This window comes from Amnibacterium setariae (assembly GCF_003581425.1).
Taxonomy (GTDB): domain Bacteria; phylum Actinomycetota; class Actinomycetes; order Actinomycetales; family Microbacteriaceae; genus Amnibacterium; species Amnibacterium setariae.
The window spans coordinates 616,195-634,071 of record NZ_QXTG01000001.1; the positions used below are offsets into that span (position 1 = coordinate 616,195).

Here is a 17,877-nt window from a genome sequence, read left to right on the forward strand (position 1 = left end):
GGTGGGGCGGCACCACGGGGCTCTCGAACCTCCGTGAGGTGCGGGGCGCGAGGATGTGGCCCATGACGCAGGTCGTGCACGTGGTGCTGGTGGAGTGGGCCGAGGGCCGGGACGGAGCCGCCGAGGAGGCCGAGGGGCTGGTCGACCAGCACCTCCGCGGGATCCCCGGCGTGCTGTCGGTCGACCGCGGCCCGAGCGTGAGCACGGAAGGGCTCGAGAGCGGCTTCGACTGGGCGCTCGTGATCCGGTTCGAGAGCGCCGACGCCGTGGCCGCCTACCTCCCGCACCCCGACCACGTGGTCGTCGGCCGCTACCTGGGCGACAACTCGGCCCGCGTGGTGGTCTTCGACGTCGCCTCCTGACGCCCGGGCGCCCCGCCCCGCCCCCGCGCCCCGCTGGTCGAGGTGCGAGCGCAGCGAGCCTCGAGACCCTCGAAGTTGCTCCGGATTCGTGCCGCTTTGCGGCCGTCGAAGCGGCAGGAATCCGGAGCAAGTCGGTCCGTTTGAACCGCACCTGTCCGTTCTCCCCGCACCAGGACACGCCGTTTCGCTGAGCGGAAAAAGCCTGGTTCTCGAGGGGATGCAGTGTCGGTGCCCGGTGCTCGAATACGGGCCAGCGGGGGCGGGGTGGTCTCGAGGCTCGCTGCGCTCGCACCTCGACCAACGGGAGGGGGTGCGGTGGTCAGCCGGGCGCTCCGCGCCCGTGCCGGAACCATCCCGCGGCGCTACTGCGCTGCGCGGGCCCGCCGCATCTCGTCGGCCAGGGCGGGGTTGCGGGCGTCGAGCTCGGCGGTGATGCGCTCGGCGACCTCCGGGGCCTTGTTCTGGCTCAGCTTCGCGCGGGCGTCGAAGCGCGTCACGCGCATCCGCAGGCCGACCGTCCCCTTCGCGGCCCGGCGGGAGCGCTCCTCGTCGAGCGCGAGGGAGCGGCCGTGCTCGAACCCGCCCTCGAAGTGGTCGGTGAGCCGCGACAGGACGGCGTAGTTCTCCTCGGGCGAGAGGATCTCCGGCACGCCGTACAGGTGCGCGGTCACGTGGTTCCAGGTCGGGATGTCGTCGCCCTCGGCGTACCAGCTCGACGAGACGTAGTCGTGCGGGCCCTGGACGATCACGAGCATCTCGTGCCGCCCGAGCTCGTGCAGCTCCTCGTCCGGCCGGCCGAAGTGGCTGAGGATCGTCAGCTCCTCCGCGTCCTCGTCGACGAGCGTCGGATAGTGCGAGGCGACGAGCCCCGCGGCGGTCGAGGACACGAACGTCGACCACGGGTTGCCGCGCACCAGGCGAGCGACCTCGGCCGGATCGGTCATGAGGAAGTGCGGCGTGTGGCGCATCGCACCAGTCTCGCGCGGGTCGGGGCGCGCGCCTCCCTAGGGTCGTCGCATGCCCGCCTCCGCGGCCCCGGCTCGGGCCGCCGTCACCCTCTCGATCTTCACGATCGCGTACAACGTCGTGGAGGGCGTCGTCGCCCTCGTCGCTGGAGCGGCGGCGGGAGCGGTCTCGCTCGTCGGGTTCGGGCTCGACTCGGGCATCGAGGTCGCCTCCGCCGCCGTCGTGCTCGTCCGTCTGCTGGCCGACCTCCGCGGGCGGGAGCCCGACGAGCGCGCGGAGCGGATCGCGCTGCGTCTCATCGCCGGCACGTTCTTCGCGCTGGCCGCCTACCTGCTCGTCGACGGGGTCGTCGCACTCGTCTCCGCGGAGCGGCCGGACACGTCGGTCGTCGGCATCGTGCTGACCGCGCTGTCGATCGTGGTGATGCCGCTCCTCGCCGCGGCGAAGCGCCGGGTCGGCCTGCGGCTCGGGTCGGCCCTCGTCGTCGCCGACGCCGCGGAGACGCGTCTGTGCGCGCTGCTCTCCGTCTCGACCTTCGCGGGTCTGCTCGCCTTCGCGCTGCTGGGATGGACCTGGCTCGACCCCGTCGCCGGATTCGTCATCGCCGCGTTCGCGGTGCTCGAGGGCCGCGAAGCGTGGGAGGGCGAGCTCGTGGAGGAGCACGCCTGACCGTTCAGCGGTCGAACACCGCCCGACGGCTCGCGAGCCGCAGGTCCAGCTCCCGCATCGCCATCGCGGCGAGCTGCGACAGGTCGTCGATCTCCTGGTCCGTGAACACCCGGACCTGTCGGTCGAACACGCACAACGTGCCGATCGCGTGGCCGCCGGAGGTGAGCAGCGGCACCGCGAGGAATGCGTGCAGCGACGGGTCCGCGGCGACGATCGGGTTCCTCCTGAACGTCTCGTCGGCCTGCACGTCCGTGATCGCCAGGGGCCGGTTCGTCTGCACCGTGATCGCGCAGAGCGCGACGTCCCGATCGATCTCCTCGATCTCGATGCCGTTGCGCGACTTGAACCACTCGCGGTCCGCGTCGAGGATCGCGACCAGCGCGATCGGCACGTCGAGCAGGCGGCGGGCGAGGTGGCTGATCCGGTCGAACGCGTCGTCCGGCGGGGTGTCGAGGATGTTGTAGCGCCGGACGAGGGCCATCCGCCGCTCCTCCTCCGTGCTGAGCGTCGCGGGATCGACGCGACCGGTCTGGACGAGGTCCCGCAACGAGGCGGTCTGGAAGGCGAGCGCCACCTCGTCGAGCGACGGCCGGTCCTGCGGGAGCAGCGCGGTCATGCTCCGCAGCAGCTCGCGCGACGGGCCGGGGACGGAGGCCGGGATGTGCGGGTCCCGCTCCAGCCGCGCGGCCGCGGTCTCGGTCTTCGACCCGGGGAAGGCCGGCTCGCCGGTGAGGCACTCGAGCAGGACCAGGCCGAGCGCGTAGACGTCCGACGCCTGCGTCGGCTCCTGCCCGTCGACCTGCTCGGGGCTCAGGTAGGCGGCCGTGCCGTCGGCGGTGCCGCTGCTGCCGAGCCGCCCGATGATGCTCGCGATCCCGAAGTCGGCCAGCTTGCCGCGGATCCGCGTCGTGCTGCGGCGGTCGGCGATGAGGACGTTCGCCGGCTTGATGTCCCGGTGCAGGAAGCCGGCCTCGTGCACGTACTGCAGGCCCTCGGCGAGGTCGAAGCCCAGGTAGGCGACCTGGGCCGGGGTCAGCGCGCCCTCCCTGCGGATCCAGCGCTTCAGGTCGACGCCCGGGATCCGCTCCATCACGAGGAAGAAGCGCGGGTTCTCCGGGTCCGACTCGTCGATGCCGGCGTCGAAGAGCGTGGTCAGCGCGTAGTGGTTGAGCCGGCCGAGCAGACGGGCCTCGACCTCCTGCGCGCGGAGCTCCTCGATGTCGACCGACGAGGCGTGGAACAGCTTGATCGCGACCGGCCGCTCGAGCAGCCGGTCGACCGCCTCGTAGACGTAGGCACGGGCTCCGCGACCGATCGGCTCGCCGATCTCGTACCGCCCGGCGACGGTGCTGGGAGCGGTGGGGGGTGCATCGGTCATCGGGTGGATGTCTCGATCCCAGAGGTTCTCGGCACGCTCCAATGATCGCAGTCCGCGCAGGTTCCGCGAAACGGGTTGCGCGATTCGACGCCCCCGTCAGCCCTGAAAGTCCTCGGGGTCCACGTCGTCGAGGAACCGGCGGAACTCCTCGACCTTCTCCTCCTCGCCCGCGCCGTCGTCGTCGCCCTCGTCCTCCTCCTCGACGCCGGCGTCGGCGAGCACCGACTCGGCGACGAACAGCGGCGCGCCCGTGCGGGAGGCGAGGGCGATCGCGTCGGAGGGCCGGCTGTCGAGCACGAGCGGGCCGCGCGGGGTCGTCAGTGTCAGCTCCGCGTAGAACGTGCCCTCGTCGATCCGGGTGACGTCGACCCGGTCGACGCTCGCGCCGACCGCGCCGATCAGGCGCTGCATGAGGTCGTGGGAGAGGGGCCGCGGCGGCTCCTCGCCGCTCAGCGCCACCGAGATCGACGCCGCCTCCTGCGCGCCGACCCAGATCGGCACCAGCGTGCGCGGGCCGTCGGCCGGGTCCAGCGGGGTGAGCAGGATCACGGGCTGCATCTGCCCGTCGACCGCGAGGCCGAGCACGCGCACGGGGACCACGACGACCTCCAAGCGGGCCTCCGGCGGGCCCGGGGTCAGGGTAGGCAGGCCGCCCGGGCGTCCGATCGGACCCCGGTGGGAGTCAGTCGTCCGTCGGGCAGACGAGCCGGGTCGCGCGGGCCGGGTCCGGGTTCCGCTCGATGCGGTGCGCCGTCATGGGCCGGTGGCAGACGGGGCAGGCCGCGTCGGCGGGGCGCTGGTACGGCTCCTCCGGGTGCCCTGCGCCGATCTGCGCGGGGCCCATGAAGGGCAGCAGCCCGCGGTCGAGCCGTCGCGCGAACCGTCCGAACTTTGCCACGTGAGTAGTCTAATCCTTCGTACACGAATGGAGTGCCGATGGAGGACGACCCGCTCGCGCTCGAGCGCCAGGTCTGCTTCGCGCTCGCCACCGCGAGCCGCAGCGTCATCAAGCTGTACCGGCCCGTGCTCGAGCCGCTCGGGCTCACCCATCCGCAGTACCTCGTCATGCTCGCGCTCTGGGAGCGCAGCCCCCGTTCGCTGCGTGACATCGCCGACGCGCTGCTGCTCGAGCCGCCCACCCTGACGCCGCTGCTGAAGCGGCTGGAGGCGGTCGGCTACCTGGAGCGGCGCCGGAACCCGGCGGACGAGCGGGAGCTCGGCGTCGAGCTCACCGAGACCGGCCGCGCCCTGCGGGAGCGGGCGCTCGAGGTGCCGGTCCGGGTCGCGGAGCGGCTCGGCCTACCCGTCGCCGTGCTGGAGGAGGCGCGGCGCACGCTCGACGTGCTCGTCCGCGCCTCCCAGGAGGCGATGGGGCGCGAGCAGGGGAGGAGCGCCCAGCCGGCCGGGGTTGGCTAGGGGCATGGGGGAGCGGTGACGCGGCGGCGCCGCGCGGGGCGGCGGACGGCCGGCCTGTGGCGCACCGCCGCGGCCGCGGTGCTCGGGTTCACCCGGCGCGACGCGGCGCCGCCGCCGCGCACGCCGTGGCGCGACCGGTCCGCCTCCTCCTACGAGGCGCCGCTCGCCGCCGACGACCAGCTGCAGCTCGGCCGGGCGGCGCAGCTGCCGCCGTTCGGCCGCGGCAACGGCATCGACGCGCTCTTCTGGGTGCCGCTCGCCCGGCTCGACGGCGACCGCGTCGACGCGGCGTTCGCCGCGCTCGCCGCGGCCGACATCGCCGCGTGGGCGGCGCCGGTCCGCGGCCGGCGGGACGGCGTGCAGGACCTCTTCGTCGCCGCGATGGGCTTCGAGACCGCGGAGGACCTGCTGCGGCCGGTGCTGCGCCGGGAGGACTGAGCGGCGGAGCCCGCCGTCAGTCCTCGGGGACCGCGGCGCGGGCCTCGTCGGCCTCGGTGCGGGCGTCCTCGGCGTCGCGGGCCGCGTCGTCCGCGCTGGACCGCGCGGACGCGGCCGCGTCCTCCGCTCCCTGCAGGTCCGTCTCGGCGCCCTCGAGCTCCTCCTGCAGCCGCGCGATGCGGTCCCGCAGCCGGGCGACCGCCCGCTCCTGCTCCGCCCGGCGCTCCTCGGCGGCGTCCGCCTCCGTCCCGGCCGAGGTCGCGGCCTGCTCCGCCTCCGCGGCCCGCGCCTCTGCCGCGTCCGCGCGCTGCTCCGCCTCCCGCCGGGCCGCGGCGCGCTGCTCCGCCGCCTCCCGGTCCGCAGCGGCGTCGCCGGAGGCGCCGGCCGATCGCGACGGCGCCGGCCGGCGGTGCCGCGGGGCGACGCGGCCCGGGCCGCCGACCGCGTTCGTGAGGTCGACGGGATCGAGGCCGTCCGCGCTCAGTGCGGTGACGAGCCGCCCGGTCGCGACCGCGGCCGCCGTGTCCTCGCTCGCGAGCGCCGCCTGCAGGGTCTGCTGCAGGTCCTCGATCACGGCCGCACCGGGACGGGAGCCCGCGAGCTCGGCCGCCCGGTCCACGGCGTCGGTCAGCAGGCGCCGCCGGTCCGCGCCGAGCTCCCGCAGCCGCTTCGGGTCGCCCTCGTCCTGCGCCTGCCGCAGCGCCGCGCCGAGGTCCTCGACGCGGTCGAGCAGGTCGCCTCCCTCGTGCACGAGCCGGTTGACGAGCGCGGCGGCCGCGGACGGCTTCTGCAGGGCGCTGATCCGCGCGGCCAGGTCGCGATCGCCGTCCGCGCGCGCCTGCTTCGCCCGGGCGGAGCGCCCGGCGACGAACTCCGCGGCCGGCAGGGCGTAGAGCGCCTCGGCCGCCTGGAGGAAGTCGTCGTCCTGCGCCACGGGCTCATCCTCGCGCGGAGCGGCTCCCGGCGGCCCCGGCGGCTCCGGCCCGAGGGGACAGGAGGGGGTCGGGCTGCGCCGCGAAGAAGTCCTGGACCTCCTCGCCGAGGTCGAGATCGTGGTGCGACGGCCCGACGACGAACGGCAGCGGCGAGGTCCGCCGGTTCGGGACGACGTGCCCGACGCCCTCCTGCACGACGAGCCGCACGACGCCCCAGTCGCGCCGCTCGATCGCGCCGTCGTGCGTCACCGCGGGCGGATCCTCGGGGGCGTAGGCCGCCGCGGTCGCCGCGGCGGACCGGACGACGCCCTTCGAGCGCCCGAGCACGCGGGTGGTCCCGCCGTCGAACGGCACGATCGGGTCGGCCGTGCCGTGGAGCAGCAGCATCGGGACGCGGTCCGGCTCGACCCCGACGAGCGTGAAGTCCTCGTCGACGGGCAGGCCCGCCGCCACGAGCACGGCTCCGGCGAGCAGGCCGTGCTCCTCCCGCAGCACCCGGTGCAGCAGCTGCCCGCCGTTCGAGTAGCCGATCGCGAGCACCGGCCGACCCGCCGCCCGCGCGACCTGCCGCACGAAGCCGACGTCGTCGACGTCCTGCCGCTGCGCCGCGGACGTGCGGCGCCGGCGGGCGTCGTTCCACGCCCGCCGGTGGCCGTCGAGGAGCACGAGGTCGGCGCCGGTCCGCTCGGCCAGGGCGTCGAGCGTGCGGCCGCCGAAGCGGCGGAACGCGGCGCCGGTCTGCCCGGTGCCGTGCAGGCCGAGGAGCAGGGGCGCGGCCGGGGAGGGGGCGGAGGGGCGCACGCGGAGGAGGGTGCGCCGGCGGTCGCCGACGACGACGGTCTCGCGGGAGATGCGGCTCATGGGGCCGACGCTACCCGAAACGGATGATCCATCCGCTCGGATCTTCCATCCGGTATCCTCGACGCATGGCCGTGCTCCGTCGCGACGTCGCGCGGAACCGCGATCGGATCCTCGCCGCCGCGGCGGCGCTGCGGGCGGCGGGGGAGCCGCTGCAGCTGAACGCGGTCGCGCGCCGCGCCGAGGTCGGCGTCGGCACCGTGTACCGGCACTTCGCGTCGCCGGAGGCGCTCGCCGAGGGACTCGTCGAGCACCGGTTCGGCGAGCTGGCCGAGTCGGCACGAGCCGTCGCGGAGGGCCACCCGGCCGACGAGGCGCTGCGCCGCTTCCTCGGGGAGGCGCTGCGCGTCTACGCCGGCGACCCCGACTTCGCCGCGGCGTCGGTGGTCGGCGCGCCCGTGCGCGCGGAGACCGAGGCCGCTCGGGCGGAGCTCATGGACGCCGTCCGCCTGCTGGTCGACGCCGCGGCGAGCCGGCTCGAGCCGGGCCTGACCGCCGCCGACCTCCTGGTCCTGCTGTGCGGCCTCGCCCACTCGGTCCGGCTCCGCCCCGACCGTGCGGCCGCGTACCGGGACGCGCTGCTCGACGGCGTGCTGCGCTGAGCCGAGCCGGTCAGCCCGCGCGCGTCAGCGAGGCGTGCCGGATCTCGATCGGCACGCGGGTGCCGTCCTCCAGCACGCCCTCGAGGTACTCGGAGTTCGGGTCGGGGACTGGGCGCGGCTGCCAGCCGCACCGGACGATCAGCTCGACGATGTCCTGAGCCGAAGCCCCTTCGCCGAGCGCGGACGTGATCTCGGAAGCCAGGTGGTGCTTCGCCGACAACGGTGTCGTGCTCATCCGCACAGCATGCGGGACGGCCGCCAGTGCGGCAACCCCGCGTGCGGGGCGGCGCCGGGACCCGTCGGGCGGAGGCGCGTGGTGTCGCCCTGCGTCGAACTGGTGTCACACGGTCCTTGACGTGGTGTCGTGATGGTGTCACCATGGCGTCATGGAGCTCGATCGCTACGCCGACCGCCTGCGGGGGCAGCTCGCCGCCGTCGCCGACACCGGGTCGGAGGACCAGCGGGCCCTGGCGGAGCGGATGAGCACCGCGCTCGAACCGGCGCTGCGGCTCGCGCTCCTCGAGCTGCTGACCGAGGCCGCCGGGGAGATCAGCCGCGACCTCGCCCCCGGGTCGGTCGACGTCCGCCTCCGCGGCCGGGACCCGGAGCTCGTCGTGGCCCGCCCGATGGAGGCCGCCCCGGCGGCTCCGGCATCGACCCCGGCCGAGCCCGAGCCGGTGGTCGGCGACGACGAGCCCGCGACCTTCCGCACCACGCTGCGGCTGCCCGACCGGCTGAAGACCCGCGTCGAGCAGGCCGCCTCCGCCCAGGGCGTCTCGGTGAACACGTGGCTCGTCCGCGCGGTCGCCGCCGCCCTCGGCACCGACCAGCGCCGGCCCGCACCGCGGACCGGCGACCGCTTCACCGGCTGGGTGCGCTGACCGCAGCCCGCCGCTTCCCCAGCACCGTCCACGGGTCCCGCCGCCGGCGGGACCGATCGCCCCTGCCCGCGAGGAGGGCAGAGAGGGAGGAACCGTCATGCCCGGATACCCGTCCACCGGTCCGGTCGAGCTCGTCGTCGACGTCGCCGTCGGCCACGTCGAGGTGCTCGCCGAGGACCGCACCGACGCCGCCGTCGAGGTGGTGCCGACCAATCCGCGGAAGGCCGGCGACCGCTCGATGGCCGAGGAGGCCGTCGTCGCGTTCGACGCCGGCCGCCTCTCCGTCGTCGTCCCGCGTCGCCTGAACCTGTTCGGCCGCAGCGACTCGGTCGACATCCGCATCGCGGTGCCGAGCGGCTCCGACGTCGAGATCGACAGCGCGTACGGCGCCGTCCGCCTCCGCGGGCCGCTCGGCCGCACCCGCGTGCGGGCGAAGTACGGCACCGTCGCGGTGGACCGCGCCGCCGACCTCGAGCTCGTCGCGCCGTACGGCGAGGTCGACGTCCGCGACGTCACGGGCCGCCTGGATCTCGAGGCCGGCCACGGCCGGGCGCGCATCGGCAGCGTCGGCGGCGAGGCCCGCATCCGCGCCGCCCACGGCTCAGTCGACATCGGCGTCGCCCGGGGCCCCGTCGACGCCCGCACCTCCGGCGCGCTCACCATCGAGACCGCGCTGACCGACGTCACCGCCCGCAGCGCGCACGGCGTGCTCCGCGTCGGCGCCGCGACGTCGGGCGTCGTCCGGCTCGAGAACGGGTACGCGGAGGTCGAGGTCGGCGTCCCCGAGGGCACCGCCGCCTGGGTCGACGCCTCCGCCGCGCACGGCGCCGTGCGCAACGAGCTCACCGCGGGCGGCGAGGCAGGGCCCGCCGAGCGCACCGTGGAGCTGCACCTGTCGAGCTCCTGGGCCGACGTCGTCATCCGCCGCGCGACCGTCTTCGCCTGAACGGAGCAGCGGCCATGACGCTCACCGCCCCGGCCGTGCGGGTGCACGGCCTCGAGAAGTCCTACGGGGACCTGCGGGTGCTCCGCGGCGTCGACCTCGACGTCGCGCCCGGCACCGTGCTCGCGCTGCTCGGCTCGAACGGCGCGGGCAAGACCACGCTCATCCGCATCCTCACCACCCTCCTCGCCGCCGACGGCGGGACCGCGGAGGTCGCCGGGCACGACGTGCGCCGCGCGGCCGCCGCCGTCCGCGAGTCGCTGAGCCTGACCGGCCAGTCCGCCGCCGTCGACGAGGTCCTGACCGGCCGCGAGAACCTCGTGCTCGGCGCCCGCCTCCGGCACCAGCCGGACCCCGGCGCGGTCGCGGACGACCTGCTCGCGCGGTTCTCCCTCGTCGAGGCCGGCGGGCGCCGCGTCGCGACCTGGTCCGGCGGCATGCGCCGCCGGCTCGACATCGCCATGAGCCTGATCGGGGAGCCGCCCGTCGTGCTCCTCGACGAGCCGACGACCGGGCTCGACCCGGAGGCGCGGATCGAGGTCTGGGACGCCGTGCGGGCGCTCGCCGCCAGCGGCACGACCGTGCTGCTCACCACCCAGCACCTCGAGGAGGCGGAGCAGCTCGCGGACCGCATCGCGATCCTCCACGAGGGCCGCGTGCTCGTCTCCGGCACGCTCGCCGAGCTGCAGGCGCTCCTGCCGCCGGCGGAGGTGCGCACCGTGGAGCAGAAGCCGACGCTCGAGGACGTCTTCCTCGCGCTCGTCGGGACCCGGACGCCGGCGGTCGCCGGCCGGGAGCAGCAGGAGAAGGAGGAGGGACGATGACCGCGCACCTCGTCGGCGACACCGCCGCGCTCACCGGGCGCTCGCTGAAGCACGTGACCCGCAGCCTCGACACCGTCATCACCACCGCGGTGATGCCGATCGCGTTCCTGCTGCTGTTCGTCTTCGTCTTCGGCGGCGCGATCGACACGGGCCGCGAGGCCTACGTCGACTACCTGCTGCCCGGCATCCTGCTGATCCCGGTCGCGACCGGGGTCTCGTTCACGGCGTACCGCCTGTTCCAGGACAAGCAGAACGGCATCTTCGAGCGGTTCCGCTCGCTGCCGATCGCGCGGTCGTCCGTGCTCTGGGCCCACGTGCTCACGTCGCTCGTCGCGAACGCCGTGTCGCTCGTCGTCGTGCTCGCAGTGGCGCTGCTGATCGGGTTCCGGTCGCCCGCCGGGCCGCTCGCCTGGCTGGCCGCGGCCGGGATCGTGCTGCTCGTGACGCTCGCGCTGACCTGGCTCGCGGTGATCCCCGGCCTGCTCGCGACGACGCCGGACGGCGCGAGCGCCTTCTCGTACCCGCTCGTGCTGCTGCCGTTCATCAGCTCCGCCTTCGTCCCGACGGCGTCGATGCCGGGCCCGGTGCGGTGGTTCGCGGAGCACCAGCCGGTGACCCCGATCGTGAACGCCCTCCGCGACCTGCTCGCCGGGCGGGCCGCCGACGGCGAGCTCGGGATCGCGCTGGCGTGGACCGTCGGGATCCTCCTCATCGCCTTCGCGATCGCGACGGCGCTCTTCCGGCGCCGGGCGGTCTGACGGGTCAGGACCGGGGGCGGCGGCGCGGGTCGATGTGGATCTTCGGCCCGCGCCCCGCCCCCGGTCCGCGCCGTCCCGAGAACCGGAGCGGCACCTCCTCGAGCGCGATCAGCTCGCCGACGACCGCGTCGGGCACGACCGCGCCCGACGCGTAGGCGGCGATTGTCGCCTCGAGGGCGGGGGAGGCGGACAGGACGCCGACGAGCGTCACGTCCTGGAGCACCGCGTCGCGGGTGTCGATCGGGCTCGGAGCGGAGGAGAGGCCGATCAGCACGACCCGGCCCGCTGGCCGGACGAGCCGCAGGGCCAGCGCGGGCGCACCCGCGTCGTTCGTGGCGTCCACGACGGCGTCGAAGCGGTCCTGCGGGCCCGCAGCGAGCTCCTCGACGCGATGCGTCGCGTGCGCGCCGAGGTCCCGGGCGAGCGCGAGCGTCGTCGCGTCGACGCCGGCGACGTGCACCTCCGCGCCCCCCGCGAGCGCGAACAGCGCGACGAGGAGCCCGATGGTGCCGGACCCGAGCACGAGCAGCCGCGAGCCGGGGCCGACGGCCGCGCCGTGCACGGCGCGCAGCGCGTTCCCGCCCGGCTCGACCAGGGCGGCGGCCGTGAGCCCCACGTGCTCCGGGATGCGGTGCGCGACCCGGGTCGGCAGGACCAGCCGCTCGGCGAGGGCGCCCGGCCGGTCGCCGCGGATGCCCACCTCCTCCCGGTCCGGGCAGACGTGGTGGCGGCCGGCCGTGCAGGCGGCGCAGCGGCCGCAGCCGATCATCGTGTCGCCGGTCACGCGCCGGCCCGCCCAGTCGCCGTCCTCGGAGGAGCCGGCGGCGAGCACCCGGCCGACCCACTCGTGCCCGAGCCGGAGGGGGAAGCGCGTGACGCCCTGCTGGATGTAGGCCATCTCGCCGCTCCACAGCTCGACGTCCGTGCCGCAGATCCCGGCGCGCTCGACCTCGACGAGCAGCTCGCCCGGACCGGCGACCGGGTCCGGCACCTCCCGAACGGCGGCCGCGCGGGGCGCGTCGACGACGAGCGCGCGCATCAGCGGGTCGTGCCGCGGCGCCGGGCGACCGCGTAGGACGGCTCGCGGAGGGCGCGGGTCCAGCCGTAGGTGCCCGCGCCGCGCGGCGGTCGGAGCACGGGGTCGAACCGGGGCTCCGGGCCGTCGAGCGCGCCGTCGACCGGGGCGAGGTCGACCGTCGCGAAGCGGTGCCACCGCTCGGTCGCCGGCGCGAACAGCAGCTCGAGGGCCCACGGCTCCGCCGCCAGGGCCGCGCGGACGTCCTCCATCCGGGCCGGCAGCGGTCGCGGGCGGCGGGAGCGCGCGGCGACGAGGACCGGGCCGTGCTCCCCGCGGTACGGCATGAGCGTCGAGAGGACCGCCTGCCCCGCCGACCACCGCGGCTGCAGCAGGAAGCGGCCCGGCACGCCGATGCCGGTGGAGGAGAGCAGCAGGTCGCCGCCGTCGACCCGCAGCGCGAGCCCGATCACGTCGGGGAGCGAGGCGGGCAGCGCGGCGCCGCGGGAGAGCCGCGCTTCGACGAGCGCGGCCTCGCCGGCGCTCGTACCGGGCTCGTCGATCCAGGCGATCCCGGCGCGCGTCGCGTGCGGCAGCCGCTGCAGGCGGCCCTGCAGCAGCAGGCCCGTCGTGTGGATCGGACGCGGCCCGCGCACGGCGCCGATCACCCCGATGGCGGCCGCGAGCACGCGGCCGAGCCCGCGCGCGGCGTCGTCCTCGATCGTCATCGGCCCATCCTGCACGGCACCGCGGCGGCGGCGCCGTGCGCGGGCTCAGCCGACCGCGACCTCGCCGACGAGCCCGTGCAGCAGCAGCACGGCGCCGAGGACGACGGCGTTCGCCGCGGCCGCGAGCAGGAGGAGCGCGAGGTCCGAGCGGAGGTGCCGGATCACCGGCGCGCTCCGGCGGGGGAGCCGTGCCGGATCTCGATGGGGACCCGCCGTCCGCTGTCGAGCACGCCCTCGAGGAAGTCGCTGCGGGCGTCGGGCTCGGGCCTCCGCTGCCATCCCGTGCTGATCAGCAGCTCGACCAGGTCCGGGCCCGACGCGCCGGCGCGCAGGGCCGCGTCGATCGCGGTGCCGAGCGTCCGCCGCGCCTCCGCGATGTCCGTGCTCATGGGGCTCAGCATGGCCGCCGCCGGTCGCTCGGCGGGGCCGCTCCGCACGGCCGCGCGAGGTGTTCACGGAGCCGTCATCGCCACGTCGACGGCCGTTCCGCGCCGGCATGGCGGTGGTCAGAGCAGCACGGCCCCCAGCAGGGCCGCGCCGACGACGACCGCCCACGGCGGCGCGCCGAGCCGCCCGAGCGCGACGAACGCGGCGACGGCGATCGCGAGCGACAGCGGCGACGTGATCCCGCTCGTGAACACGGGGTCGTAGAGCGCAGCTGCGAGCAGACCGACGACGCCCGCGTTGACGCCGTCGATCGCGTGCCGCACGCGGGGGAGCCGGCGAAGGGCGACCCAGAAGGGCAGCGCGCCGACGAGCACGAGCGCGCCGGGCAGGAAGATCCCGACCAGGGCGACCGCGGCGCCGGTCCAGCCGGTGGGAGTGCCGGAGCTCACGGCGCCGAGGAAGGCGGAGAACGTGAACAGCGGCCCCGGTACCGCCTGCGCGGCGCCGTAGCCGGCGAGGAAGTCCGCTCGGTCGACGAGCCCGGCGTCGACCGTGAGCGGTTCCAGCAGCGGCAGCACGACGTGGCCGCCGCCGAACACGAGCGCCCCGGCTCGGTAGAACGCGCCGAACAGCCGCAGCCCGCCGTTCTGCGTCGCCGCGACGGCGAGCGGGAGACCCGCCAGCAGCACCCCGTAGGCCGCGAGGCAGGCGATCGAGACCGCGCGGGGCACGTGGACCGTGAAGCCGTCGCCGGGGTCCGGCACGGGCGCCTCCCCGCGGAGCGCGAGCAGGACGGCGAGGCCTGCTGCGGCGATCACGGCGATCTGCAGGGCTCCGGTCGGCACGAGCAGTGCGGCGACGGTGGCCGCCGCCGCGATCGCCGCACGACGACGATCCGGTGCGAGCGACTTCGCCGTCGTGAGCACCGCCAGCGCGACGACGCCGACGGCCGCCGCCTGCAGGCCGCGAACCCAGCCGCCGTCCGCGAGCCCGGCGAAGCGGGAGAGCACGAGCGCGACCGCGACGAGCAGCACCGCGGACGGCAGCGTGAAGGCCGCCCATGCGGCGAGCAGCCCGAGGAACCCGGCCCGCTGGAGCCCGATCGCCATCCCGACCTGGCTCGACGCGGGCCCGGGCAGGAACTGCGCCAGCGCCACGACGTCCGCGTAGGCGCGCTCGCCGAGCCATCGTCGCCGCTGCACGAACTCGGTGTGGAAGTACCCGATGTGCGCCACGGGCCCGCCGAAGGACGTGAGGCCGAGGCGGAGGAACACGAGGAGGACCGACAGCGGCCTCCCGGGATGCCGGGCGACCGGCTGCGACTCCGCGGTGACGTCCACCCCGCAACGGTGCCGGGCGAAGGTGAACGGAGGAGCAGCGCGTCGTCCATCCCGAAGCGCCCCCCGTTGGTCGAGGTGCGAGCGCAGCGAGCCTCGAGACCACCGCACGCGGGATGGTTTCGGCACGGGCGCGGAGCGCCCGGCTCAACCACCGTGTCCCGTTGGTCGAGGTGCGAGCGCAGCGAGCCTCGAGACCAGCACGCACCTTCGAGCTCGGTCAGGCGGAGAGGTTCACCGGCGGCACGGGGCCGCCGGGCCTGCGCCTGCCTCGTGGATCGACGTGGGGTGGCGGTGTCCACCACCACCTGCCGTCTTCGCGTTGCACCTGCCATCCGTGCTCGTCGTGGAGTCGGTGGCATCGCCAGCAGAGGAGGATCCCGTTCTCGATCGAGGTGGATCCGTACCCGGCGGGGTCGATGTGCGCGGCATCGCACCAGGACAAGGGTGCGTCGCAGTTCGGGCCCGCGCAGCCCTGATCCCGGACGGCCATCGCTCGCCGTTGGGCTTCGGAGAAGAACCGACGCCCGGTGCCGAGGTCCAGGGGCTGGCTCTCGCCACCGAGCACGACGGGGATGATCTCCGCCTCGGCCGCGAGCATGCGCGCGGTCGCGGCGGAGATCGTCTCCATGCACCCGGGCAGCAGGGCGTGGCCGATCCCGCTGCGCAGTGCTTCCTCGCTGATGGTCACGAGCATCGTCACCGCGGTGCCGGCGACGTGGCCGTCGTCGATCTTGAGCACCTTCTTCGCGATGCGCTGCACGCCGTCCACGCGCCGCTTGTTGAGTGGGCGCAGGTCCTTGTCATCCAGCTTCGGCGCATCGTCGAGCACGAGCTGGAACCGCCGCTGCGAGGTGTTGGCGTCGAGCGCGGTCTCGAAGAAGCCCGCCGTCAGCGGGTCCAGGTCGAGCACCCACCGGGTGAGTCCGTTGTCGAGCTTCCGCTTCGACACGGCCGCCTGGCCTGCCAGCTCGCCGTCACGCGGCCCGTTGCCCTCCGGGTGCGCGTACGCGGGCACCAGGCGGAAGTGCTCCAGCAGCTCGTCGGCGGTGTAGCCCTCCTGCGACCGCTCCACCAGCTGGCGTTCGAGCTCCTCCAGCTCGAGCGGGGTGCGGCCGTTCTCGACCTTCTTCAAAGTCCGGACGAGCGCCGCTGCGACGGAGACGTCGAGGCAGCCCTCGTTCAGCGCCGCCGCGACGTGCGCGCGCTTGGCCGGGAGCGGTGTTCCGTCGATCGCCTCCCGGGGCCGGACCGCCGTCGCGAGGGCGGTGATCGTCCCCGCCTCCTCGCGGGGAACGCCCGCGACCTGAGCGAGCAGTGCGGCGGGGCTCGCGGCACCCATCGTGCGGGCGAGGTTCGACTCGTCGCGGACCTCGCTGCGGCGGGCGATCTCGCCGGCGAGCTTCGTCCGCTCCGCCGTCAGGAGGCGGATCGCGCGGCTCGCCGCGGCGGTCGACTGGAGCAGCTCCTGGTCGGTCAGCAGCCGGACCGGGCCGTCCGACGACGCGTCGTCGAACCTGCCGCTCGCGGAGACGCGGTCGAAGCCGTGCGCGTAGGCGGACGCCTGCTCGAGCAGGGCCTCCGCGTTCCGGTTCATGCCCGTATTCGAGCACGGGGCACCGACACTGCATCCGGATCTCGGCCAGCACTTTTCCGTTCAGTGGAACGGCGTGTCCTGGTGCGGCGAAAACGGACAAGTGCGGCCGGAACAGACCGACTTGCTCCGGATTCCTGCCGCTTCGCCGACGTCGGAGCGGCACGAATCCGGAGCAACTTCGAGGGTCTCCACGCTCGCTGCGCTCGCAGCTCGACCAAGGGGTCGGCGATGGCGGAGCGGGCGACGCGCCGTTGTCCACAGGTTTCGAACATGTGTACGAAGCGATCTACGATCGGTCTCGATGGGGGCGAACCGGCGGTACGCGGACGGGCTGCAGCGCAAGCGGTTCAATCGCGACGCCGAGTCGCATGCGCTCGTGCCGCGCAGCCTGAGCGAGATCGAGCGCGGCCCCGACTCGGTCGTGCGCGGCGAACCCGTCCCGGTGAAGGCCTGGATCGACTACGGCAACGCATCCGCGCAGGTGCTCGGCTCCGCCATCGCCTGGACGCGACGCGCGGTCTGCGTGCTCTGGACCGACTCGTACGACCGGCAGCAGGAGGCGTGGGTCTGGGCGGGGGCCGTCGAGAGGATCGAGCCGCGCTGACGACCGGGCCGCGCGACCTGGGCGGATGCTGGGGAAGCGCTGCAGCGTGTGACGACAGCGCGCCGACCGCACTCGTCATTCAGTGAACGGGTACATCGCCCGACTGCACTGAACCGAGGTCCTTCATGCGCAAGTCCGTGCTCCTGCTCGCCGTCGTCGGCGGCGCCGCCTACGTCCTCGGACAGCGCGCGCAGCGGCCGTCGGACACGCACTACACGCCGTACCAGCGTGCGGCGCTGCTCTGGACCGACCCCCGCGTCGTGAAGGCGCGTCGCCGCATCAAGCACACGGCACGGCGCGCGGGCCGCTGAGCGTCCGCCGGCGAGAAGAAGGCGCTGCTCCCATGGCCTCCTCGACCCTCCCGGACGCTCGGGTCGGATCCCGCGCCGACGCGGCCCCTCGCGTCGGCGCCGTCCTCGCCGCCGAGGTGTTCGGCACGTTCCTGCTGGTCCTCGGCGGCGTCGGCACCGCGGTCTTCGCCGCCGCGTTCCCGTCGGCGCAGGACAACGCGCTCGGCGTCGGCCACCTCGGCGTCGCGCTGGCCTTCGGGCTCGCGCTCGCCGCGGGCGTCCTCACCGTCGGCCGCGTCTCCGGCGGCCACTTCAACCCCGCGGTCACCGTCGGCCTCGCCGTCGCGGACCGCACGCCGTGGCGCGCAGTGCCCGGCTACGTCGTCGCCCAGCTGGTCGGCGGCGCGCTCGGCACCAGCGTGCTCGTCCTCGTCGCGGCGGGCGGGCCCGCCGGCTTCCTCGCCGCCGCCCGGAGCACCGGATTCGCCTCGAACGGCTGGGGCGCGCGCTCGCCCGGCGGGTTCGGCCTCCCGGCCGTGCTGCTCACGGAGGTGGTGCTCACCGCGGTGTTCGTCGGGCTGATCCTCGCCGTCACCGCCCGGCCGGAGCTCGCGGCGATCGCCCCGTTCGCGATCGGGCTCACCCTCACGGCGATCCACCTCGTCAGCATCCCGATCAGCAACACGTCCGTGAACCCGGCGCGATCCGTCGCGACGGCGATCTACGGCGGCCCGGGCGCGCTCGCCCAGGTGTGGGCCTTCGTGCTCGCCCCGGTCGTCGGCGCCGTGATCGCCGGTGCGGTCCACCGTGCGGCGGTGCTCCGCGCCGAGCGCCTCCGCTGACCCGCTCGCTCCACCACCACCACCGGCCGCGACCCATCAGAAGGAGT

The 17,877-nt window shown here is 75.2% G+C and carries 24 protein-coding genes; 12 read left to right on the plus strand and 12 right to left on the minus strand.

Features of this window, described 5'->3' with window-relative positions:
* Positions 1–62 precede the first annotated feature (62 nt).
* Positions 63–362, plus strand: coding sequence for a Dabb family protein (locus D1781_RS03195; protein ID WP_158589975.1), 300 nt, complete (start codon positions 63–65; stop codon positions 360–362).
* Positions 363–724: 362 nt separating this feature from the next.
* On the opposite strand, the gene D1781_RS03200 is transcribed toward D1781_RS03195, so the two are convergent.
* On the minus strand, positions 725–1,330 hold the full coding sequence (locus D1781_RS03200) for an FMN-binding negative transcriptional regulator (protein ID WP_119480811.1): 606 nt from the start codon (positions 1,328–1,330) through the stop codon (positions 725–727).
* 49 nt (positions 1,331–1,379) lie between these two features.
* Between D1781_RS03200 and D1781_RS03205 the strand changes: the two genes are divergently transcribed.
* On the plus strand, positions 1,380–1,997 hold the full coding sequence (locus tag D1781_RS03205) for a cation transporter (protein ID WP_119480812.1): 618 nt from the start codon (positions 1,380–1,382) through the stop codon (positions 1,995–1,997).
* A 4-nt stretch (positions 1,998–2,001) separates the two neighbouring features.
* Here D1781_RS03205 and D1781_RS03210 read toward each other — a convergent pair whose 3' ends face one another.
* From D1781_RS03210 to D1781_RS03220, 3 genes are all read right to left on the minus strand, one after another.
* Positions 2,002–3,375, minus strand: coding sequence for a protein kinase domain-containing protein (locus D1781_RS03210; RefSeq protein WP_119480813.1), 1,374 nt, complete (start codon positions 3,373–3,375; stop codon positions 2,002–2,004).
* 96 nt (positions 3,376–3,471) lie between these two features.
* A complete protein-coding gene (locus D1781_RS03215) occupies positions 3,472–3,975 on the minus strand; it encodes a bifunctional nuclease family protein (RefSeq protein WP_119481710.1) in 504 nt (167 codons plus the stop codon).
* A gap of 82 nt (positions 3,976–4,057) precedes the next feature.
* Positions 4,058–4,273: a hypothetical protein gene (locus D1781_RS03220; protein ID WP_119480814.1), complete on the minus strand. Its 216-nt coding sequence runs from the start codon at positions 4,271–4,273 to the stop codon at positions 4,058–4,060.
* A gap of 38 nt (positions 4,274–4,311) precedes the next feature.
* On the opposite strand from D1781_RS03220, the gene D1781_RS03225 reads away from it, so the two are divergent.
* A complete protein-coding gene (locus D1781_RS03225; RefSeq protein WP_119480815.1) occupies positions 4,312–4,791 on the plus strand; it encodes a MarR family winged helix-turn-helix transcriptional regulator in 480 nt (159 codons plus the stop codon).
* A gap of 15 nt (positions 4,792–4,806) precedes the next feature.
* Entirely contained in the window at positions 4,807–5,229 is a 423-nt protein-coding gene (locus D1781_RS03230; RefSeq protein WP_119480816.1) for a hypothetical protein, read from the plus strand.
* 16 nt (positions 5,230–5,245) lie between these two features.
* On the opposite strand, the gene D1781_RS03235 is transcribed toward D1781_RS03230, so the two are convergent.
* Entirely contained in the window at positions 5,246–6,163 is a 918-nt protein-coding gene (locus D1781_RS03235; protein WP_119480817.1) for a transposase, read from the minus strand.
* Positions 6,164–6,167: 4 nt separating this feature from the next.
* Positions 6,168–7,025, minus strand: coding sequence for an alpha/beta hydrolase family esterase (locus D1781_RS03240; protein ID WP_119480818.1), 858 nt, complete (start codon positions 7,023–7,025; stop codon positions 6,168–6,170).
* A 65-nt stretch (positions 7,026–7,090) separates the two neighbouring features.
* On the opposite strand from D1781_RS03240, the gene D1781_RS03245 reads away from it, so the two are divergent.
* Positions 7,091–7,624 carry a TetR/AcrR family transcriptional regulator gene (locus tag D1781_RS03245; protein WP_158589976.1) on the plus strand — a complete coding sequence of 178 codons (534 nt, stop codon included), beginning with the start codon at positions 7,091–7,093 and terminating at the stop codon, positions 7,622–7,624.
* Between the two features lie 10 nt (positions 7,625–7,634).
* On the opposite strand, the gene D1781_RS03250 is transcribed toward D1781_RS03245, so the two are convergent.
* Complete coding sequence (locus tag D1781_RS03250; RefSeq protein ID WP_147392020.1) at positions 7,635–7,859, minus strand: hypothetical protein; 225 nt, start codon at positions 7,857–7,859, stop codon at positions 7,635–7,637.
* A gap of 151 nt (positions 7,860–8,010) precedes the next feature.
* Between D1781_RS03250 and D1781_RS03255 the strand changes: the two genes are divergently transcribed.
* From D1781_RS03255 to D1781_RS03270, 4 genes are all read left to right on the plus strand, one after another.
* Positions 8,011–8,505, plus strand: coding sequence for a histidine kinase (locus D1781_RS03255; protein ID WP_119480821.1), 495 nt, complete (start codon positions 8,011–8,013; stop codon positions 8,503–8,505).
* Positions 8,506–8,602: 97 nt separating this feature from the next.
* A complete protein-coding gene (locus D1781_RS03260; protein ID WP_119480822.1) occupies positions 8,603–9,451 on the plus strand; it encodes a DUF4097 family beta strand repeat-containing protein in 849 nt (282 codons plus the stop codon).
* 14 nt (positions 9,452–9,465) lie between these two features.
* Entirely contained in the window at positions 9,466–10,272 is an 807-nt protein-coding gene (locus D1781_RS03265) for an ABC transporter ATP-binding protein (protein WP_119480823.1), read from the plus strand.
* A complete protein-coding gene (locus D1781_RS03270) occupies positions 10,269–11,030 on the plus strand; it encodes an ABC transporter permease (RefSeq protein WP_119480824.1) in 762 nt (253 codons plus the stop codon). Before D1781_RS03265 ends, D1781_RS03270 begins: the two co-directional genes overlap by 4 nt.
* 4 nt (positions 11,031–11,034) lie before the next feature.
* On the opposite strand, the gene D1781_RS03275 is transcribed toward D1781_RS03270, so the two are convergent.
* The 5 genes from D1781_RS03275 to D1781_RS03295 all read right to left on the minus strand — a co-directional run bounded on the left by D1781_RS03275 (position 11,035) and on the right by D1781_RS03295 (position 16,094).
* Positions 11,035–12,069, minus strand: a complete 1,035-nt coding sequence (locus D1781_RS03275; RefSeq protein WP_119480825.1) for a zinc-dependent alcohol dehydrogenase — start codon at positions 12,067–12,069, stop codon at positions 11,035–11,037.
* Positions 12,069–12,773 carry a hypothetical protein gene (locus D1781_RS03280; RefSeq protein WP_233550948.1) on the minus strand — a complete coding sequence of 235 codons (705 nt, stop codon included), beginning with the start codon at positions 12,771–12,773 and terminating at the stop codon, positions 12,069–12,071. Before D1781_RS03280 ends, D1781_RS03275 begins: the two co-directional genes overlap by 1 nt.
* A gap of 161 nt (positions 12,774–12,934) precedes the next feature.
* On the minus strand, positions 12,935–13,162 hold the full coding sequence (locus D1781_RS03285; RefSeq protein WP_147392021.1) for a hypothetical protein: 228 nt from the start codon (positions 13,160–13,162) through the stop codon (positions 12,935–12,937).
* 117 nt (positions 13,163–13,279) lie between these two features.
* A complete protein-coding gene (gene chrA, locus D1781_RS03290) occupies positions 13,280–14,500 on the minus strand; it encodes a chromate efflux transporter (RefSeq protein WP_119480827.1) in 1,221 nt (406 codons plus the stop codon).
* 217 nt (positions 14,501–14,717) lie between these two features.
* Positions 14,718–16,094: an HNH endonuclease signature motif containing protein gene (locus D1781_RS03295; RefSeq protein WP_119480828.1), complete on the minus strand. Its 1,377-nt coding sequence runs from the start codon at positions 16,092–16,094 to the stop codon at positions 14,718–14,720.
* A gap of 301 nt (positions 16,095–16,395) precedes the next feature.
* Between D1781_RS03295 and D1781_RS03300 the strand changes: the two genes are divergently transcribed.
* The 3 genes from D1781_RS03300 to D1781_RS03310 all read left to right on the plus strand — a co-directional run bounded on the left by D1781_RS03300 (position 16,396) and on the right by D1781_RS03310 (position 17,830).
* Positions 16,396–16,698 carry a hypothetical protein gene (locus D1781_RS03300; protein WP_119480829.1) on the plus strand — a complete coding sequence of 101 codons (303 nt, stop codon included), beginning with the start codon at positions 16,396–16,398 and terminating at the stop codon, positions 16,696–16,698.
* A gap of 125 nt (positions 16,699–16,823) precedes the next feature.
* A complete protein-coding gene (locus tag D1781_RS03305) occupies positions 16,824–17,009 on the plus strand; it encodes a hypothetical protein (RefSeq protein WP_119480830.1) in 186 nt (61 codons plus the stop codon).
* A gap of 32 nt (positions 17,010–17,041) precedes the next feature.
* On the plus strand, positions 17,042–17,830 hold the full coding sequence (locus tag D1781_RS03310) for an aquaporin (RefSeq protein ID WP_119480831.1): 789 nt from the start codon (positions 17,042–17,044) through the stop codon (positions 17,828–17,830).
* Positions 17,831–17,877 lie beyond the last annotated feature (47 nt).

Bases quoted from the DNA above. Each gene is read 5' to 3' on its own strand.
- D1781_RS03195 (WP_158589975.1), top strand. From the start codon at position 63: ATGACGCAGGTCGTGCACGTGGTGCTGGTGGAGTGGGCCGAGGGCCGG.
- D1781_RS03200 (WP_119480811.1), bottom strand. From the start codon at position 1,330: ATGCGCCACACGCCGCACTTCCTCATGACCGATCCGGCCGAGGTCGCT.
- D1781_RS03205 (WP_119480812.1), top strand. From the start codon at position 1,380: ATGCCCGCCTCCGCGGCCCCGGCTCGGGCCGCCGTCACCCTCTCGATC.
- D1781_RS03210 (WP_119480813.1), bottom strand. From the start codon at position 3,375: ATGACCGATGCACCCCCCACCGCTCCCAGCACCGTCGCCGGGCGGTAC.
- D1781_RS03225 (WP_119480815.1), top strand. From the start codon at position 4,312: ATGGAGGACGACCCGCTCGCGCTCGAGCGCCAGGTCTGCTTCGCGCTC.
- D1781_RS03240 (WP_119480818.1), bottom strand. From the start codon at position 7,025: ATGAGCCGCATCTCCCGCGAGACCGTCGTCGTCGGCGACCGCCGGCGC.
- D1781_RS03245 (WP_158589976.1), top strand. From the start codon at position 7,091: ATGGCCGTGCTCCGTCGCGACGTCGCGCGGAACCGCGATCGGATCCTC.
- D1781_RS03250 (WP_147392020.1), bottom strand. From the start codon at position 7,859: ATGAGCACGACACCGTTGTCGGCGAAGCACCACCTGGCTTCCGAGATC.
- D1781_RS03255 (WP_119480821.1), top strand. From the start codon at position 8,011: ATGGAGCTCGATCGCTACGCCGACCGCCTGCGGGGGCAGCTCGCCGCC.
- D1781_RS03260 (WP_119480822.1), top strand. From the start codon at position 8,603: ATGCCCGGATACCCGTCCACCGGTCCGGTCGAGCTCGTCGTCGACGTC.
- D1781_RS03265 (WP_119480823.1), top strand. From the start codon at position 9,466: ATGACGCTCACCGCCCCGGCCGTGCGGGTGCACGGCCTCGAGAAGTCC.
- D1781_RS03270 (WP_119480824.1), top strand. From the start codon at position 10,269: ATGACCGCGCACCTCGTCGGCGACACCGCCGCGCTCACCGGGCGCTCG.
- D1781_RS03275 (WP_119480825.1), bottom strand. From the start codon at position 12,069: ATGCGCGCGCTCGTCGTCGACGCGCCCCGCGCGGCCGCCGTTCGGGAG.
- D1781_RS03280 (WP_233550948.1), bottom strand. From the start codon at position 12,773: ATGACGATCGAGGACGACGCCGCGCGCGGGCTCGGCCGCGTGCTCGCG.
- D1781_RS03285 (WP_147392021.1), bottom strand. From the start codon at position 13,162: ATGAGCACGGACATCGCGGAGGCGCGGCGGACGCTCGGCACCGCGATC.
- D1781_RS03295 (WP_119480828.1), bottom strand. From the start codon at position 16,094: ATGAACCGGAACGCGGAGGCCCTGCTCGAGCAGGCGTCCGCCTACGCG.
- D1781_RS03300 (WP_119480829.1), top strand. From the start codon at position 16,396: ATGGGGGCGAACCGGCGGTACGCGGACGGGCTGCAGCGCAAGCGGTTC.
- D1781_RS03305 (WP_119480830.1), top strand. From the start codon at position 16,824: ATGCGCAAGTCCGTGCTCCTGCTCGCCGTCGTCGGCGGCGCCGCCTAC.
- D1781_RS03310 (WP_119480831.1), top strand. From the start codon at position 17,042: ATGGCCTCCTCGACCCTCCCGGACGCTCGGGTCGGATCCCGCGCCGAC.